Origin of the sequence: Holdemania massiliensis (assembly GCF_022440805.1) — a bacterium.
Lineage (GTDB): Bacteria > Bacillota_I > Bacilli_A > Erysipelotrichales > Erysipelotrichaceae > Holdemania > Holdemania massiliensis_A.
This window is the reverse complement of the sequence record NZ_JAKNTK010000001.1, coordinates 2,008,897-2,026,119: the sequence shown is the minus strand read 5'-3', so window position 1 is coordinate 2,026,119 and position 17,223 is coordinate 2,008,897. Positions and strand designations below refer to the sequence as shown.

Annotated in this window: 19 protein-coding genes and 2 tRNA genes; 5 read left to right on the top strand and 16 right to left on the bottom strand. The window is 49.2% G+C overall.

The genetic code is table 11. The features are described from left to right. Window positions 1-260: 260 nt before the first annotated feature. From MCG46_RS09270 to MCG46_RS09260, 3 genes are read right to left on the bottom strand one after another with little or no spacing between them, the layout of a single operon-like run. Window positions 261-743: a RidA family protein gene (locus MCG46_RS09270; protein WP_020223484.1), complete on the bottom strand. Its 483-nt coding sequence runs from the start codon at window positions 741-743 to the stop codon at window positions 261-263. A gap of 51 nt (window positions 744-794) precedes the next feature. Further along, window positions 795-956: a hypothetical protein gene (locus tag MCG46_RS09265; protein ID WP_020223483.1), complete on the bottom strand. Its 162-nt coding sequence runs from the start codon at window positions 954-956 to the stop codon at window positions 795-797. Window positions 957-995: 39 nt separating this feature from the next. Then, window positions 996-1,661: a hypothetical protein gene (locus MCG46_RS09260; protein WP_240279591.1), complete on the bottom strand. Its 666-nt coding sequence runs from the start codon at window positions 1,659-1,661 to the stop codon at window positions 996-998. A gap of 61 nt (window positions 1,662-1,722) precedes the next feature. On the opposite strand from MCG46_RS09260, the gene MCG46_RS09255 reads away from it, so the two are divergent. After that, entirely contained in the window at window positions 1,723-1,977 is a 255-nt protein-coding gene (locus MCG46_RS09255; RefSeq protein WP_020223481.1) for a DUF3892 domain-containing protein, read from the top strand. A gap of 162 nt (window positions 1,978-2,139) precedes the next feature. On the opposite strand, the gene MCG46_RS09250 is transcribed toward MCG46_RS09255, so the two are convergent. From MCG46_RS09250 to MCG46_RS09220, 7 genes are all read right to left on the bottom strand, one after another. Next, the gene (locus tag MCG46_RS09250; RefSeq protein WP_240279590.1) at window positions 2,140-2,727 is read right to left on the bottom strand and encodes a hypothetical protein; all 588 of its coding nucleotides are present in this window, start codon (window positions 2,725-2,727) and stop codon (window positions 2,140-2,142) included. Then, the gene (locus MCG46_RS09245; protein ID WP_240279589.1) at window positions 2,724-3,233 is read right to left on the bottom strand and encodes a tRNA (cytidine(34)-2'-O)-methyltransferase; all 510 of its coding nucleotides are present in this window, start codon (window positions 3,231-3,233) and stop codon (window positions 2,724-2,726) included. Before MCG46_RS09245 ends, MCG46_RS09250 begins: the two co-directional genes overlap by 4 nt. Continuing rightward, window positions 3,230-3,928 carry a TIGR01906 family membrane protein gene (locus tag MCG46_RS09240; protein ID WP_154239944.1) on the bottom strand — a complete coding sequence of 233 codons (699 nt, stop codon included), beginning with the start codon at window positions 3,926-3,928 and terminating at the stop codon, window positions 3,230-3,232. The genes MCG46_RS09245 and MCG46_RS09240 overlap by 4 nt, the downstream gene beginning before the upstream one ends. Continuing rightward, window positions 3,915-4,505: an XTP/dITP diphosphatase gene (locus tag MCG46_RS09235; protein WP_240279587.1), complete on the bottom strand. Its 591-nt coding sequence runs from the start codon at window positions 4,503-4,505 to the stop codon at window positions 3,915-3,917. Before MCG46_RS09235 ends, MCG46_RS09240 begins: the two co-directional genes overlap by 14 nt. After that, a complete protein-coding gene (locus tag MCG46_RS09230; protein ID WP_240279585.1) occupies window positions 4,502-6,142 on the bottom strand; it encodes a B12-binding domain-containing radical SAM protein in 1,641 nt (546 codons plus the stop codon). Before MCG46_RS09230 ends, MCG46_RS09235 begins: the two co-directional genes overlap by 4 nt. A gap of 134 nt (window positions 6,143-6,276) precedes the next feature. After that, window positions 6,277-7,257 carry a hypothetical protein gene (locus MCG46_RS09225; protein ID WP_240279584.1) on the bottom strand — a complete coding sequence of 327 codons (981 nt, stop codon included), beginning with the start codon at window positions 7,255-7,257 and terminating at the stop codon, window positions 6,277-6,279. Beyond that, window positions 7,257-8,333: a M42 family metallopeptidase gene (locus MCG46_RS09220; protein ID WP_240279583.1), complete on the bottom strand. Its 1,077-nt coding sequence runs from the start codon at window positions 8,331-8,333 to the stop codon at window positions 7,257-7,259. Before MCG46_RS09220 ends, MCG46_RS09225 begins: the two co-directional genes overlap by 1 nt. Before the next feature lie 141 nt (window positions 8,334-8,474). Between MCG46_RS09220 and MCG46_RS09215 the strand changes: the two genes are divergently transcribed. Further along, a tRNA-Gln gene (locus MCG46_RS09215) sits at window positions 8,475-8,549 on the top strand. A gap of 148 nt (window positions 8,550-8,697) precedes the next feature. Then, window positions 8,698-9,075 (top strand): YkvA family protein, encoded by a 378-nt coding sequence (locus tag MCG46_RS09210; protein ID WP_240279582.1) that lies wholly within the window; start codon window positions 8,698-8,700, stop codon window positions 9,073-9,075. Window positions 9,076-9,369: 294 nt separating this feature from the next. On the opposite strand, the gene MCG46_RS09205 is transcribed toward MCG46_RS09210, so the two are convergent. Continuing rightward, a tRNA-Gln gene (locus MCG46_RS09205) sits at window positions 9,370-9,444 on the bottom strand. A gap of 387 nt (window positions 9,445-9,831) precedes the next feature. Here MCG46_RS09205 and gltX point away from each other — a divergent pair. Both gltX and MCG46_RS09195 read left to right on the top strand, forming a co-directional pair. After that, complete coding sequence (gene gltX / locus MCG46_RS09200; protein ID WP_240279577.1) at window positions 9,832-11,292, top strand: glutamate--tRNA ligase; 1,461 nt, start codon at window positions 9,832-9,834, stop codon at window positions 11,290-11,292. Window positions 11,293-11,356: 64 nt separating this feature from the next. Beyond that, window positions 11,357-12,643 (top strand): adenylosuccinate synthase, encoded by a 1,287-nt coding sequence (locus MCG46_RS09195; protein ID WP_240279570.1) that lies wholly within the window; start codon window positions 11,357-11,359, stop codon window positions 12,641-12,643. 62 nt (window positions 12,644-12,705) lie between these two features. Here MCG46_RS09195 and MCG46_RS09190 read toward each other — a convergent pair whose 3' ends face one another. The 5 genes from MCG46_RS09190 to MCG46_RS09170 all read right to left on the bottom strand — a co-directional run bounded on the left by MCG46_RS09190 (window position 12,706) and on the right by MCG46_RS09170 (window position 17,070). Further along, window positions 12,706-13,572, bottom strand: a complete 867-nt coding sequence (locus MCG46_RS09190) for an AraC family transcriptional regulator (protein WP_240279568.1) — start codon at window positions 13,570-13,572, stop codon at window positions 12,706-12,708. Between the two features lie 69 nt (window positions 13,573-13,641). Then, window positions 13,642-14,292 carry a hypothetical protein gene (locus MCG46_RS09185; RefSeq protein WP_240279566.1) on the bottom strand — a complete coding sequence of 217 codons (651 nt, stop codon included), beginning with the start codon at window positions 14,290-14,292 and terminating at the stop codon, window positions 13,642-13,644. 7 nt (window positions 14,293-14,299) lie between these two features. Next, a complete protein-coding gene (locus MCG46_RS09180; RefSeq protein ID WP_240279564.1) occupies window positions 14,300-14,989 on the bottom strand; it encodes a hypothetical protein in 690 nt (229 codons plus the stop codon). 117 nt (window positions 14,990-15,106) lie between these two features. Beyond that, complete coding sequence (locus tag MCG46_RS09175; protein WP_240279562.1) at window positions 15,107-16,000, bottom strand: SPL family radical SAM protein; 894 nt, start codon at window positions 15,998-16,000, stop codon at window positions 15,107-15,109. Between the two features lie 143 nt (window positions 16,001-16,143). Beyond that, on the bottom strand, window positions 16,144-17,070 hold the full coding sequence (locus tag MCG46_RS09170; protein ID WP_240279560.1) for a helix-turn-helix transcriptional regulator: 927 nt from the start codon (window positions 17,068-17,070) through the stop codon (window positions 16,144-16,146). Window positions 17,071-17,223: the final 153 nt, after the last annotated feature.

The window sequence follows — 17,223 nt, the reverse complement described above, 5'->3', positions numbered from 1 at the left end:
AACCTGTTTTTTTCTCGATCTTCGCAAATATTTTTGAAAATCTTAGAATCGGATCTCGATCTCATTGTTTATTAAATGTTTACAACGAACAGAACCAAGCAATTTCAGAACTTGAATTTCAATATCAATTCTTCTCTGTTATTCTTACCTGTTAAAAAAGCATAAAAAAACTCTCGCTGAGCGAGAGTAAAAACAGTAATTTTACACCGAAAATAACCGTTTCCAAGCTTAAACCGTTACACTGAATCGAAAAATCCGAACTATTCCCCGCAGCAATCTCCGCCGCAGCAGCCGCCTTCTTCAGAAGAACATCCGCCGCCGCAACCGCCGCAGCCGCCCTGCATCTGCCGCTCATAAACCAGCGTATCGATGATCAAACATTCGATTTCAACTTTAGCCCCTTTTGGCAGAGCCCCGACCTGAACCGTGGAACGTGCCGGATACGGGCGATCGAAATACGTTGCATAAATTTCGTTCATGGCATTGAATTCACCTAAATCTGTCATGAAAACGGTTGTCTTGACGATATGGCGCATTTCCAGATCCATTTCCGCTAACAGCGCTTCAATGTTCTTTAAAACTTGATGAGTCTGTTCCTGAATTCCGCCCTCGACAATTTCACCGGTTGCGGGATCTACCGGAATCTGACCGGACATATAAACAAAGTCCCCCAGCTTGACTGCGGGTGTGTAAGGGCCAATGGCTTTCGGGGCATTGGCAGATGTAATTTCCTGAATCAGCATGTTTACCTCCTGTACGTTTGCCGTTTTGAGTCTGATTTTATGATCGGATTCCTATTCGTCTTCTTCAAAATCCTGGATATAGTAGTCCCGTTCCAAATCCATAATATGCCGCGCATGCCGCGAACTGAAATGCTTGACGATCTGGAACACTGCTATGATCAAAAGAAGGGCGAGAAAGGCAACAGATAAAAAGTCATTGATGTTTTCGATCATTTTCTATCACCTCTGCTGCCTATTATACTGGACTTTCAGCTAATTTTCAAATAGAGCGCCCTCAGCGATGAAAAAAACCGGTGTAGTTAAGATCAAAGCCTTTCCTTGCGGGCGGATCCAGAACCGTCCGCCTTCACAGATTGCCAAAGCGGTTCCCTGAACTAGTCCTTCTTTCTGCAGACAGGCGTACGCGCATACCACACCTTCGGGACTGCTGCAGATCCGTCCCTGAATGGGTACGGCGGAATCCAGATAAAAAGTGTGTTCGTCAAGAACGCGCCAGCGATGCACCGCATGGGCCGGCGGATCCCAGGGCAGAATCCCCTTTCCCCGGCATTCATGATCGCCGTAATAGCCGATCAAATCAGAGACAGCCTGCGGCCGGGGCAGGCACAGGGCGATTCCGTTTTTCTCTATAAACCACGTGATCCAGCGATCCTGAATTCGGATTGTCCCACGCGTTTCAGCATGCGTTCGTTTCTGCCAGGCAGCCTGAGCCAGAACCGCCGCCAGCAGCGAAGGTCCGTCATTGCCCTCTGCATCCATCGGATACTCGAAAACGCCCTCGCCCTCATGGATGCCGGCAAGCTGATCTCCGGCGATGCCCTGTCTGGGGCTTAAGATCCGGGCTCCGCTTTGCGCCTGCGGTTTACCGTCAATCAGAACGGTCGAAAGATCGGCAGCTTGGAATTTCCAAAATTTCACAATATCACCTCAAGTATATTTATGACGACCGGGTTCAGAATAATGTCAGGAGGCGATAAATATGGCAAGAAAAAACGAGAAAACTGAATCCGGCAAAGAACGTTTCGTCGCTGTTCGTAAGAACAACGAAGGAAACCTGTGTGAATTCAAATCCAACACAGGCAAGGTCTATGACTATGAGATGGCTATCGAAGCTATCGAACAGGGCAAGATCGAAGGCGCTATGCTGTTTACAGGCCGTGATGGAAAGCAGCACATCCGTTCTAAGAACGATGGCGATCCGAACACGAAATTCTCTAACCTGAAAGAGTTCTAAGTTTTCCTCCTTAACTCAATCAGGGTTGCCGGACAACCACTTCCGGTACCGAAAAAGCAGGGCAAAATCCCTGTTTTTTTCGTTTTTCTGACAAATCAAAAAACCGGTACCCCTTTCTGCGGCCAAAGAGCACCGGTTTTCTTTCATCCATTTTTTACCTTTTCAGTCCACCTGCTGCTTCTTGTTTTCCGGCGCTAAAAAATCATGGTACAAAGCCAGCGGGATCTGAATCAGCGCCAGCATCAGCTGCAGCGTCGACAGTGTGCCGACCGCAATTCCGGCATACGCAAATTTTTGAATCGCTTTCAGCGTTGTCAGCGACACATAGCTCTGCGCCACAAAGATTCCGCCTAAGACCAGCGTCAATAGCTCGCAGAAAACCAGCAGCAGCAGGCCCCGGCGTTTGCGCCGGATATTTTTATCCTTGCCGCGCTGCGCTGAAAACATCAGCGTCACGATAAGAAAGCCAATCTGCGGTCCCGCCAGCGCCCGCAAGGCGCTGCTCAGCCAGTCGGCAGCGTTCAGCGGCGTTGCCAAAAGATTTAAGATCATCCGTCCCAGCCAGGTCTGCTCGACCCAGACGTGCGTGGTCAGCGCTATGATGTCTTCAACGCTGCGCAGCTGCACTAACAAATATCCCAAGCGCGCATTGGCAAAGCTGAACACCGCGGCACACCCGCAGCCGATACAGAACAGGACACAGATCCGCCGTTTTTCGGTTTGCAGCAGACGGTTGAACAGCGTGATCATACCAACAGCCAATCCTCTCCCTTAATTTGTTCAGTCTTGCTTAAGCCGGGATAATCCAGCTGCCGCAGCACCTCATAAACGCAGATCGCGACGCAGTTGCTTAAGTTCAGACTGCGCGCATCGGCAACCATCGGCAGCCGGGCACAGCGGTCGAGATGAGGACGCAGAATCGCTTTGGGAATTCCCGTGCTCTCCCTGCCAAACACCAGATAAATATCTGTCTGCGCCTGAGTATAGTCAAAATTGGCTGGCGGCTGTTTTCCATACCGGGTTAAAAAGTAAAACTCCCCTTGCGGATTCGCTTCGCAGAAAGCATCCCAGTTTGGATATACGCTCATCTGTAGCTTATCCCGATAATCCATGCCGGACCGGCGGATTTTCTGTTCGTCCAGTGAAAATCCCAGCGGTTCAATCAAATGCAGCCGACAGCCCGCTGCAACGCAGGTCCGCATGATATTGCCGGTATTCTGCGGAATTTCCGGTTCGTATAAAACAACGTGAATCATGCTTTAACCCCTCCTTTGCTTTGATACCAAGCTAATCCCAAACAAAGCAGATAACCTAAGGCAAAACCGCCCAGAATCCGAAATACCAGATGAAAGAAGAAGGTTTCCGGAACCATCATAATTAAAATATCCGTATTGGGATCCAGCAGCCATAAATCATTGCGGAAAAAAATATGATGGAACATCGTCCAAAATTCGTTAAAATCCAAAAAGGCATAGAACGCCAGCGCGCCGGCCAGCCCCATCAGCACCGCGGAAGTTTTCAAAAACATCTTCGCAGTCGGCTTGCGCAGCGCTTTATTTTTTTTGACCGCCAGCACAACCACGCCCGCAATGACGATAACCAAGGCCAGATTGCGCACCGTCATCGCATTGAGATACAGCGCCTGGACATCGACCATGTGATCCTTTTCCCGCTGATTGAAGACTTCCTGCACTTCGCCGCCAACCACGGCCTGCACTTCGAGATGATCACGCTTGCCCTGGATATAATCCAGCAGCACATTGGTTGTCAGATCCAGATCTTCCTGGCTCATGCCGATCGTTTCGGCGGTATTCAGCTCACGGTACTGCTGCGCATAAAACGGCCGGCTGAAACAGTTGAGATCAACAGAAGTCAGAATCAGCAACGCGATCAGGGCAACCGACCAGACAACCTGCCCGATCTGGATCAGCCTGGAATTAGTTTTCTTCATGATGTAAATACTCCATTAACAGCCGCATTGCCTTGCCGCGGTGGCTGACTTCGTTTTTTTCCTCTTCACTGACCTCAGCCAACGTTTTGCCCAGCGGCGGATAGAAGAAGATCGGATCGTAGCCAAACCCCTTATCCCCACTCGGCGCAAACGCAACAGTGCCCTCAACGGTCCCTTCAAACACCTCTGTCGGCTTGTCTGGACGGGCTAAGGCAATCGCGCAGACAAAGCGGCAGGTCCGATCGGCCTGGTCGGCAACGCGTTCAATGAGATTTTGATTTTTGATCTCATAGCTAGTATCATGGCCTAAATACCGAGCGGAATACACACCCGGTTCTTTGTTCAGCGCATCGATTTCCAATCCCGAATCATCGGAAATGACCGCACAGCCCAACTGAGCGCATAACGCTTCTGCCTTGATCACGGCATTCGCCGCAAAGGTCGTCCCCGTTTCCTGCGGCTCCTCAAACTGGCCGCATTCCTGCATGGAGATCACCTGAATCCCCAGCGGGGCAAACAAAGTCCGGAATTCCTCGATTTTATGCTGATTCCCCGACGCGATAATAATTCTGTTCATTTCTCTAAAACCTCCTCATTCATCCAGATCCGCCGCAGCTCTCCGTCGGCCAGAACAATCTGGATCTGTCTTTGACCGGCATGCCAGCCAAAGTCAATTTGGGTATAATTATAAACCTGCTGTTCATCAAAATCCATCTGCTGAACTAAAATTCTGCGGATTTCTTTCCGCTGCTGAGCATTCACATGCGTGATCGCCAGCGGTTTTTGACGCTGCGCGGACTGCATCAGATAATCGGTATTCACCCGAGCCTGGGCTTCCTGCGCCTCTAAATCCTCAAGCAAGGCCGCAATCAGCTGTTCATACAGATCTTTCAGCTGGTACGGATGTGGGAGTTGGCGCAATAAAGCACCCGCGCGCGCCATCAACGCAAAAGGACTTAAATCCGGATGATCTTGAAACACCTCCTGCAAACACTTTCGGCAGCGTCTGCTGTTGAGCAGCTTTTCGGTTGCCAGATCCACGCATTTTACAACCTCAAGATCGGCGGGACTCAGCCAGGCGGTTTCACACACCGAATAAGGCGGCTGGGATTCAAATTTCATCTGCCATCCTTCCGCAAGATTCATCATCGACGTCCCTTTCAGCAGTTTCAGAATGCCCACCTGCAGTTCACTGGGGGCAATCGCAAACAATCCGTTGTAAGAACGCTCAAAGCTGGCCAAATCTTCATAGGGCAGCCCGGCGATCAGATCCAGATGACAGAGGTAGCCACGGTTCAATAATCGGCGGGTGACTTCGATCAGCCGCGGGTTATTCTGTCTGCGACAAACGGCTTCCAGGGTTTTGACATTCAGTGACTGAACGCCGATTTCAAAGCGATATCGGGACGGCAGAGCTTCCTTTTCAAAGAAATCCAGCATCGCTTCACTGATCGTATCGGCGACGACTTCAAACTGAAAATTAATTGGCGGCGGCAAGGTTTCGATAAAGCGCGCAATCCGCAGTGCCCGCTGGGGCATGACGTTGTAGGTTCGATCGAGAAATTTGACCTGTTTGACGGTATGCTTGGCTAACGGCGCCAACTGCCGCAATACGTAATCTTCGGAAAACATCCGCACTTGATTGTCAGCTGAGGACAGACAATAAGCACAATGATACGGACAGCCGCGGGATGTTTCCAGATACAGATAGCGATGCGCCATGGAATCGGCGTCCATTGCCAGCCAATACGGACTCTCCAGCGTTTCCAGCCAGTTCAGGTCAACCCGGGCATACGCCACCGGACTGATGTAGTCACGGCTGACATAGCCGTCGATATCCCGATCCCCACGTACAGCCTGCCAGAATGTCTTTTCCCCTTCTCCCCGCAGCACGGCCTCAATTCCCGTATCCAGCCAGGCGGCGCACTCATAAGAAACTTCCGGCCCGCCGATCAAAATCCGAACCTGCGGCAGCTTACGCTTCAGGATGGCGATCCACGCGCGGGTCTGACGGGCATTCCAAATATACACCGATATCCCGATCACCTCCGGCTTCCGCAGCGCAATTTGATCACTGATCTGTTCCAGATCATCTTTAATCACAAATTCCATCAGTTCGACGTCCGCTTCGGGAATTCGGCTGACATACAGCCAGCGCAGCGCCAGATTTTTATGAATATATTTGGCGTTGAGCGTGGTAAGCACAACTTTCATATTTTATCACCTTTGCTATTCTAGCAGAAATCTTTCAGCTTGACCATCCCGCCGGCTCAGGGACAAGGCTTCCCTTAGGCATAATAAAAGATCTTCTCCCTGTTCGTTGCAGAACTGAAGGGAAAAGATCGGATTTAAGCGTCAGTTTCTTCGTCAATCCACACGGCTGTAGGCACTTCGTTGAGAAGCTGATCGATCAGACGGTTCATTTCATCCACGCTGCGGCTGTTGTTTCTGGCGGAGAGCAGCGTCGTCCAGGTCTGGGGTTCCTCCGTTCGCTGAACCTGCAGCAGCATCATCGGCATCTGGAAGCTCTCAAAGCGTCGGCGGCAGCGCAGCCGCAGAATCGACGACAACGGCACGATCCGCAGCGTTTTTCCCGTTTCCAGCAGGATACCGTGATGAACAATCAGCTTAAAAGAAGGATAGTAAGCCGCCTGCGTAAAATCCTCGGCCAGCTGTCCGTACAGCCCGCCTTCCTCGGCGTCGATTAACTGCATGCGGGCGTTTTTTATGTTTGCGCGGGCACTGAGGATCAAAATCAGACCGGCAATGCCAATCCCGACCAAAACCATGACATTGGCCAGCGGAAAGGCATGCCGTGCCCCTTCCACCAGCATCATCGCGCCGATTTCCTGCGGCAGCGAGGTCATGTCAACATTTTCATCGATCAGCAGCTGCACGACTTCCAGCGCATATTCCTGCAGCTGTTCGGGAATGGCCGCGCTCAGACCTTCAACCACAACCGGCAGCGGTGCGATCTGTGTTTCGCCATAGCTGTAATCAATGATCGGCTGACAACGCTTCGCTGTTTCCTCACTCAGCATGACAATTCGCCATGACAGTCCGTCGGAAGCTAAATAATAATGATTGGTTTTGTAGCCGTCGCTGCCGCTGGCAAATTCTTCAGTGCACAGCTGAATTTCATATTTTGCCCGTTCGTTGAGCAGCCTTACCTCAGTTAAAGGCATCGGCGCTGCCGGCTTGAACATGCGGTTAAGCAACCATGGCGAGGACAACGACCCTGCCAATAGGATAATGCCCAAGATCATCCGCCAGCGGTTTCGCTTAAAGACCGCGTCAATCGGTCCCAGCGTTCTCCATGGGGATTCCATTAAAGCCCAGCCACATCGGCGGCCGTAACGGTATCGATCACCGCTTTGGCCAATGCCACTGCCGCTTCCACATCCGCCAGCGAAGCGATGCCGTGATGGGAATGAATATAACGAACTGGAATGCCCAGGACAACCGTTGGAATTCCACGCTGGCTCAGCTGAATCATTGCCCCGTTATTTCCGCCGCCGCTGCGCACCGATTCCTGAACTGGAATCTGACGTTGATGTGCCAGGTCCAGCACCTGCCGCATCCAGCGCGGATTGGCAATGATCGACCGATCCATATGCCGCAGCATCGGTCCTTTTCCCATCGCAGTCTGACACAGCCAATCCTCGGTAAAGGTATCGTCAGCCGGACAACCCTCAAAAACAATCGCAACATCAGCTTCCAGCTGATGGAGTGCCGTTTGTATTCCGCGGTCGCCGACTTCCTCCTGACTGGACAGACAGGCGCAGACCGCGTTGCGGTGTCCGGCCGGATCAATCTGGTCCAGCGTTTCCAACATCGCCGCAACGCCGATCCGACAATCCAGCGCTTTGCCGATCACAAGTCCCCGCTCATGCTGAATTTCGCAGGCCACATCCGGCACCACCGGAGCGCCGATATCAATTTGAAAAATATCGCGGGTTTCTTCGAAGGAACGCGAGCCGACATCGATCACCATCGTGCTGATATCCGAAGCGGCATGACGTTCCCTTTCCGTCATGAAATGCACAGGTTTGGCGGCGACAATGCCGCTGATATACTCACCCTGACGGTTTCTGACTTTTACTTTATGCGCTGAAACATTGTTCGCAGCCCACCCGCCTAACGGCAGAAATGTCAGCGTACCGTTCGGTTTAATCGCCTGAACCATAAATCCCAGCTCATCGCTGTGAGCGTCCAGCAATACTTTCACTTCCCCGCCGAAAGCTTTCGGCTTGATGATTAAATTTCGCATGTGATCCTCAGCGATAACATAGCGCTCTGAGTCAATCCATCGCCGGGCTTCTGCAATGGCCTGATCCTCAAAACCAGATACACCATAGGCATCACTGAGCCTTTGAATCATCGTCAGCCGTTGTTCTGAATTCATAAAATCCCCTCACTTCATCTTTCATTGTAATCAGGAAGCGAATTTTTTGTCAACGTCAATTCCAACTTTTACCGACAAAAGAAAAAATTACAGGGTTGACATTCTATGAAAAAAGGGTAGAATATAAAAGCACCAAGTCATTGGGATGTAGCCAAGCGGTAAGGCTGTGGACTCTGAATCCACCATGCAAAGGTTCGAATCCTTTCATCCCAGCCATAGAAAAGTGAAACCATCCAGCCGGATGGTTTTTTTGTCTTTGCGGATGAAAGGATTGACCCACAGCCCCGCTTTTCCTTATAATGAAAAAACAAAGGAATGCTTGATGACCCATATTCGTATGCAGAAAGCAAATAAGGACTTCCCGATGCCAAAAAATGATATCAAAAACCAATTCAGGGCAAAAATCAAAGCCTGCAAGGCAGCCCTGCCCGCATTATACAGCGCTTTCAAAGATCCGCGGACGCCGAATCTGGCCCGTTTTTTATGCTTCCTGACAGTCGGCTACGCCCTGTCCCCGATTGATCTGATTCCTGATTTCATCCCGATTCTGGGTGCTTTGGATGATCTGCTTCTGCTTCCGCTGATGATCACAGCCGCGATCAAATTAATTCCCGCAGAAGTTTGGCAGGAATGTCAGGCACAAGCGCAGGCACTGCCGCCGAAGCAGCGGCGTTATGCAGTTCCAATCGCTCTGTTTTGGCTGATCGTTCTGCTTTTGCTTTTGAAAGTATTTTTCCATTAACGACTCCAACCGGCACAATTCTCACTGTCGAGCGTTGAATCACTTCCGGAAAAGGTTTGATATAGAACACTTCCTGATTCATCAGTATTTCCTTTGAATGACTGCACGCAGCTGTTCAAAATGCGAAGTATGTTAAAAACAGCTTGATTATTTCACTATGTTCTTTTACGCCAAGCGATGTCGTGTATTTGCTTGATTTTATCCCCGCTTAAATCCGGATGGCTTTCATCCCAGCTGCCAATATTGATTATAAAAGCATAAAAAAACTCATCCGCAGATGAGGGTTTTATTTTATGGCTGGGATGAAAGGATTCGAACCTTTGCATGGTGGATTCAGAGTCCACAGCCTTACCGCTTGGCTACATCCCAATTTGGCTTGCTCCTATATTTTACGCTTTTTTATTAAAATGTCAATCAGAAATTTTAAAAATTCTGCTGCGCCGGGCTGTAAAAACCGAACTTCCTGGTTCAGAGTTTTGTCTGCCGTCATGAATGAAACAAACTGCGCGCCAGAAACAGATAAAGGCTCTTTGAAGCTTCCCTTCTTCTTCATTAGGGATCATTAAAAAGGATGTTAATTTGCCTTTGCTTAATCTGAATACAGCTCAGATTAAGCAGATTTCCGGCTGCTTTTTCCAGACGCTGGACTTTCTCTGAAAAACCAGGTGAAAAAGCGCCGTTTTCTGGAAAGATCAAATTGCACTTAAGGTTAAGTTAAGGTACAATAAGAAAGGTTTTAGAAAAGGAAGCGTGAAAATGGAAAAAGTTAGAACTAGATTTGCACCCAGCCCTACAGGCTACATGCACATCGGAAATCTTCGCACAGCCCTTTACGAATACCTGGTCGCAAAAAAGGATGACGGAACCTTTATCCTGCGGATTGAAGATACGGACCAGGAACGTTTGGTTGAAGGCGCTGTAGATCTGATCTACTCCACATTAAAGGAATGTGGCCTGGAGCATGATGAAGGACCGGACATCGGCGGTGATTATGGCTCCTATGTTCAGTCGGAACGCATGGCTTCCGGCATTTATAAAGAATATGCGGAAAAGCTGATCGAACTGGGCGGTGCGCATTACTGCTTCTGCAGTGAAGATGACATCCACCATCAGAAGGAAGAAGCAGAAGCGAAAGGCGTATCCTTCAAGTACAACGATCCCTGCCACAACATGACGCTGGAAGAAGCCCGGCAGCGGATTGCCAACGGTGAGAAGTACGTCGTGCGGCAGAACATCCCACTGACCGGAACCACATCGTTTGAGGATGAAGTTTACGGCCATATTGAAGTTGAAAACAGCATCCTGGATGAAAGCATTCTGCTGAAATCGGATGGATTCCCGACCTACAATTTTGCCAACATTATCGATGATCATATGATGAACATCACCCATGTTGTCCGCGGCAACGAATATCTTTCCTCAACGCCGAAATACAATCTTGTATATCAGGCGTTTGGCTGGAACATTCCAAAGTACATCCATCTGCCGCCGGTCATGAAAGATGAGCATCATAAGTTAAGCAAGCGCAACGGTGATGCTTCATTCCAGGATCTGGTCGCTAAGGGTTATCTTCCAGCGGCAATTCTCAACTACATTGCCTTGTTAGGCTGGTCACCGGAAACCGAGCAGGAAATCTACTCGCTGGACGAATTGAAAAAAGCCTTCTCTGTGGAGCGCATCAGCAAGTCGCCGGCGATCTTCGATATCGAAAAACTGACATGGATGAACGGCATGTATATCCGCAGTATGTCATTGGAACAGTTCCATCAGCTGGCATTGCCGCATCTGCATAATGCGGTCAAAGGCGATTTCGATCTGCTTGAGATCAGCAAGATCCTGCAGCCGCGCGTGTCAACGCTCAATGAAATTGATGAAATGGTGGATTTCTTTGATGTTCTGCCGGAATATGACATCGCCATGTATACGCACAAGAAGATGAAAACCAATTCAGAAATTGCCCTGTCTTCCTTAAAGCAGGCCCGCACACTGCTGCAGAATCTTCCGCAGTGGAGCGAGGAAGCCATTCATGATTCACTGATGAATCTGATTCAGGAATTGGGCATCAAGAATGGTCAGATGCTGTGGCCGGTCCGTACAGCTCTCAGCGGCAAGCAGTTTACCCCGGGCGGCGCGATTGAAATCGCTCATATTCTGGGACAGGCTGAAGCCCTGCGCCGAATGGATATCGGCATCGCCAAATTAAGCGAACAGGCGTAATTCGTCCTGTTCCCCCTGCCGCTTCAAAACCAAATCCATATTAAAGAAAGGTTGGAATACAATTATGGCTGGATATGTCGTCGTCGGATCCCAATGGGGTGATGAAGGAAAAGGAAAAATCGTTGACGTTTTGGGAGAACAAATGGACATGGTCGTCCGCTTCCAGGGCGGCAACAATGCCGGACACACCGTTGTCGTCGAAGGCGAAAAAACGGTTCTGCATTTACTGCCCTCGGGCGTTCTGCATCAGGATGCACTGTGCATCATCGGCCCGGGAGTCGTCGTTGATCCGTTTGTACTGCTGAAAGAAATTGACGAACTGGAGTCCCGCGGCGTAAATACCGAACATGTTAAAATCAGCGGCCGTGCGCATCTGATCATGCCGTATCACGTTAAGCTGGATGAACTGCAGGAAACGCGGCTGGCCGGCAACAAAATCGGTACAACCAAACGCGGAATCGGTCCTTGCTACGCCGACAAATACACTCGTATCGGCCTGCGTGCCTGCGATCTTGTTGATTTCGATAACTTCAAATCCAAGCTGGCAACGACCCTTTCGATCAAAAACGAACAGATTGTCAAGTTATATGGTGAACAGCCGTTTGATTATGAAGCCCTTGCTGAACAATTCAAGGAAATCCGCGAACGTCTGCTTCCGCGCATTATCGATGCTGTAACGACGGTCAATGACGCTCTGGATCAGAATCAGAATGTTCTGTTTGAAGGCGCTCAGGCTAACATGCTGGATATCAACTACGGAACCTATCCGTATGTCACTTCGTCCAGTCCGACTGCGGCGGGTGTCTGCGAAGGTGCAGGTGTCAGTCCGTTTAAACTCGATCATGTCATCGGCGTGGTTAAAGCCTACTCTACCCGTGTCGGCGAAGGTCCGTTTATCACAGAGTTGCTGGATGAAACAGGCGAAGAGCTGCGCAAAGCCGGTAATGAGTACGGTGCAACAACCGGCCGTCCGCGCCGCTGTGGCTGGCTTGATCTCTGCGTTGTTAAACAGGCTGCCCGAATCAACGGTCTGACTGATTTGGTCGTCACCAAGATTGATGTCCTCTCGCAATTCAAAACGCTGCCGGTCTGCATTGGCTATGAGCTCAACGACAAGGTAACCACTTCGATTCCAGCTTCCTTAGAAGAGTATGCGAAAGCCAAACCGGTCTACCGCATGATGGAAGGCTGGGAGGAAGATATCACCGGCATCCGCAAGTTTGAAGAACTGCCGGAAAACTGCCGGAAATACCTCGCACTGATCGAAGAAATCACCGGCACCCGGATCTCCCTGGTTTCGGTAGGACCTGATCGTGAGAACAACATCATCCTTCATGATTTAACAAAATAAGCAAGCAAAAAGCTCGATTGTCAAAAATCGAGCTTTTTTTGTTTTTCCATTTTTTCATTTTCTTAAAGTATTGGCACCCACACCCGAATTGTACTCAGCCCCTGGCTATCGACCTGCTCCCCATATTGAACAAAGTCATATCGAGCCTGATCATTCAGCTGACAATCAGACGAAGCAAGCCAGCTTCCATAAATTAATTCCATGACCGGTTGCATGCTCGCTTCACATCGTCCGCGGTATTCAAAGACAACATAACGGCTGGCCGGCAGCACTAACTTTTCCATGCCCTTCACGATGGCGGCTTCAGCGCTTACTTCCGCGGCAGCCCAATACGTGAAGGAAGGCCGATGAGAGCAAAGCTGAAAATCTGAATAATCGTTGACACCGACGAGAAAGTCGGGATCCTTACGATTTGCAATCCGCAGCTTGTTACGGTGCAGCCACTGCCAGCATTGGCCGATCTTGCTGAAATCGCGGCGAATCTGAATCCGATATCCGATCAGCTGCAGCGTCGGCCGCTCTATAAGATTGATTTCAAAATTCCGCAGCGCTTCCGGCTGTTGCTCGTTGAGTTCCACGATTTCCTGCAATGGCAAATACACTTTTCGCTGCCGATAAGTCCGTGGACTGCAATGATAAAAAGCTTTAAACTGCCGGGCAAACGATCGTTGTGTCTGATAGCCACAGTCTAAGGCAATCGTCAGGATTGGATCCGTCGTTCCAATCAACCGCCGCGCCGCTTCGCTGATTCGCCTACGCTGAATATAACGATGAACTGAAATTCCGGTCATCGCTGTAAACATCCGATGCCAATGATATTTTGAATAGCCAAGAGCGGCCGTGATCGCATCCAAATCTAAATTCTCATCAAACAGATGAGCTTCAATTTTATCTACAGCTAAGCGGATTTGTGTCAGGTTTTTATTCATTTTCTTAATCCCTCCTGACATCATTTTATCTAATCCCGCTGTCATTTACGGCACCATTCTTGCGCTTTTTTATATAGTCCGTTCCTTACTTTGATGCTTTGACATTTCCGCTTCCTTCTGGGTTTCCTTTTTTAACTGAAGTTCAAGATAGTTTTCCAGCACCAGGCCTGCGATCAGTAAAAATCCCCACCCCAGCAGCGTCAGCGACGGGAATTCGAAACTGAAATTGATTGAAGCGTACATCAGCGTTTCATATTCCTTTCTTGGAATCCAGTTTTGAATCACCGTCAGGATCAGCGGCATGCTGATTTCCAGCAGAGAACAGCCGATGAGAAAACAATTTCCCCGATGGCAGTCACGAACAACCTGAACATTGGATTGCGACTCCATCAAACGCTTTATAACTTTGCGGTAACAGAGCACAAATCCGATGACAAAAGCCAGCTCCGTTAAACCCCAGATCAAGACTGCCGCCACATTCACGACAAACAAATTGGATTGGCTCAAATCATACTGAACCATGGTCCATCCAATGCCGCAAATCGCGATGAGCTGAATGAGAATCATCGCAACGGTGACTGCGACTAACAGCTGAGACAACATTTTAAACCTCTGCGGCAAAGTCTTTTGCCGATAGACTGCGATCACGCCAATCCATACGATCAGCAAGATCAGCTGTATTCCCCAGGCACTCTGAAACAGTTGAATGGCTGTCTGCATCCTTGCATCACTCCCTTTCCTTCCAAATATCCAGCCAAAGCTGATAGTTATAATTTTCCCAATTTCGCGGCATCAGCGTCACAATTCCCAATTTCAGCTTCGTCTGCGGTTTTTCCATAATGAAGGATAAATTAAGATGGAAAGCCTCGCTGAGCGGATAATTGGTTTTGAGAATATAGCTGCCAAATACCGTCGTTTTGCCTAACCTTTGGCTTAACGGAATTCTCACCCACTGACAATCTCGCCAAAGACTGGTTTCATCCACAAGACTGTTATTCCTATAAGCTTGTGAAGTTTCTGTCAAAGGATATTCCCCAACACCATTTCCGCTTTGATAATAATGATGCTGCGCAACCAGCTCAGCGTTTATCATTGAAAGCGGATAGTCCAGATCCTTGGTTGTGCGGCCTTCCGCAAGATACAGGCGCCGGCTGACTGCAGACTCAGCATCATTCTGAACATAATTCAGAAAGATCACATATTGATTCTCCGCATCCTTATACAGCCGGGCCAGCACAAAATGATCCGCTGTGCGATTTGAATCACTGGTTAAATAAACAAGCTGATGATCTTCAATATACTGCTTCTGCTGCGGCGTCAGGTTGATCGGATTCTCAGTCGTCAATGGCTGCGGATGAAGCAGACTGAAGGTCAGGATCATTCCCAATCCGGCTAGCAGAACAGCGCTGCGTTTCATCTTCCTCCCCTCCTTTGTTGATCTTCTAATTCTATTATAAAAGAAACGAAGCAAAAATACTAATCCTGCTTCGTCGATGTTTTCTTTTTGTAAGAATGATGCTTGAAGTATCCTGTTTTAAAAAAGGGAAATCTGCTGCGGAGCCCGGCTGAAACGATAGGCTTCGATAATTGCTTTCATCTGGGTCAGCATCCCCAACTGACGGCATTCGGTTTCAATCATGGCTTTCAGCTCATATGGATTGCGGCAGGCGCAGCTGTAACGGCTGCCATAACGGCGCATATACTTTTCTTTGAGCCCCGGATACTGCACGTCTAAGCATTGGTAATAATAATCCCGCTGGCGATCACGCAGCGTCATTCCATAGCTGCAGTAAACAAACTGCGCGCCGGCCGCCTTGGCCTGAAGCAAAATCTGATGAATATTTTTTCGATTATCCGTGATGAACGGCAGCACCGGCATCAGCAGAACCCCGGTAAACAAACCGGCCTGGGACAGTTTGGCCATCGCTTCAAAGCGCTGTGAACTAGATGGGGCGTGGGGTTCAATTTGCTTTGCCAATTCATCCTCGGCAGCAGTGATCGTAAACTTGCACAGCACCGGTGAATGCTGATGAATTTGCGTTAACAGATCAAGATCCCGAACGGCCAATACGCCTTTGGTCGCAAACCCCACACCGAAACCATAGCGATCGAATAAAGCCAAAGCTCCGCGCGTCACCTCCAGTTGTTTCTCAAAAGGATTATAGGGATCGGTCATCGCCCCATTCATCACAACACCCGTGCGGCGTTTGCTTTTCAGTTCTTTTTCCAGCAGGATCAGCGCGTCTTTTTTTACCATGACCGTATCAAATTGGTCATTGCCGTAACATTCGCTGCGGGAATCACAGTAAATACAGCCGTGGCAGCAGCCACGGTATAAATTCATGTTGTAATCGCCGCCGAACCACCACTGGCCGTTTTTCATCGGGGCTAACAACGTCTTTGCGCTGATCTCAGGCACACTCTTCATACACTCCATCCCTGCTCTCTCACTTGTATTTTCAGAGGAATCCCAAACCTGGGCACCCACGAGCCTAGATAAAATCCTCAGCGATCCATTTTTAGAATCCGAGTAAACTATATCATTTCTTACCTGACAACAGGATGTCAGGTTTAAGCCTTTTTCGGATCAGAGACTTCCTCATTGTACTGCCGGGCCAGCGCATTGATGTAGCTGCGCATTTCTTCCCGCAGGCTTTCCGGCGCCAGAACCTCCGTACAATCTGCCATAGACAACAAATAGCTTAACAGCCAGTCACCCGCAGGACAGGTAAACTGCACGGTTGTCATCGTTGGTCCGGATTTCAGTTCAATTTGCTGGAAATCGTCCATGAGCCGAGCTATTCCCTGAGGCTGAACTTTCAAAGTAATGGTTACGCGCTCATCCCTTTCCGCCAGCGGCGTGATAATCGTTTCCGGCAGACTTCGCGGCTCAAAGCTCTCATCCAGCTCTTCGACCTCACGCATGCGCACAATCTTAAAAAACCGTTCTTCCTTCCGCCATGTGCACCAGCCGTAGACATACCAGGCCTGAGCTTTAAACACCAAGCGCAGCGGCTCTACAATACGGTGAGTCGCCTCCCGATTGAGTCCATGATAATGAAACTGAATTTTCTTATGGTTTAAGATGGCATGACGGAGAAGACTGAACAAATCCGGCTGATCCGCTGTCTTGGACCACAGCGAAAAATCCGCTTCTATCCAAGACTGCTGCGATTCACCCAACAAAGCTGATACTTTCTGCAGGACTTGGGTTTCTTCCGGTATACCGGTGGACCGCATGCCTTCCAATAAGGCTGTCAGTTCCTGCTTCTCCGCTTTTGAAAAAACAGTCTTATTCAAGACGAAGGTATCCCAAAGTTCGATTCCCCCATCTTTTCCTCGCCGGGCATAAATGGGAATGCCGGCCTGCGACAGAAAATCAATATCGCGATAAATTGTCCGCACTGAGACTTCAAAGCGGTCTGCCAGCTCCTGAGCTGTCAGTTTCTTACGTTCCAAAAGCAAATAGACAATTTCAAAGCATCGATTCATCTGCATCGTGCAATCCTCGCTTTTCTAAGCTCTTTCTTCTTTCTGATTATACCAGAACTTCCTGGCCGAGCAAAGAAAACAATGCCGCTGGGACATTGTTCAAGTTAAGACCTGAAATGCTTGAAGAAATTGAGTATTTCCGCAATTCATCGATTCTGT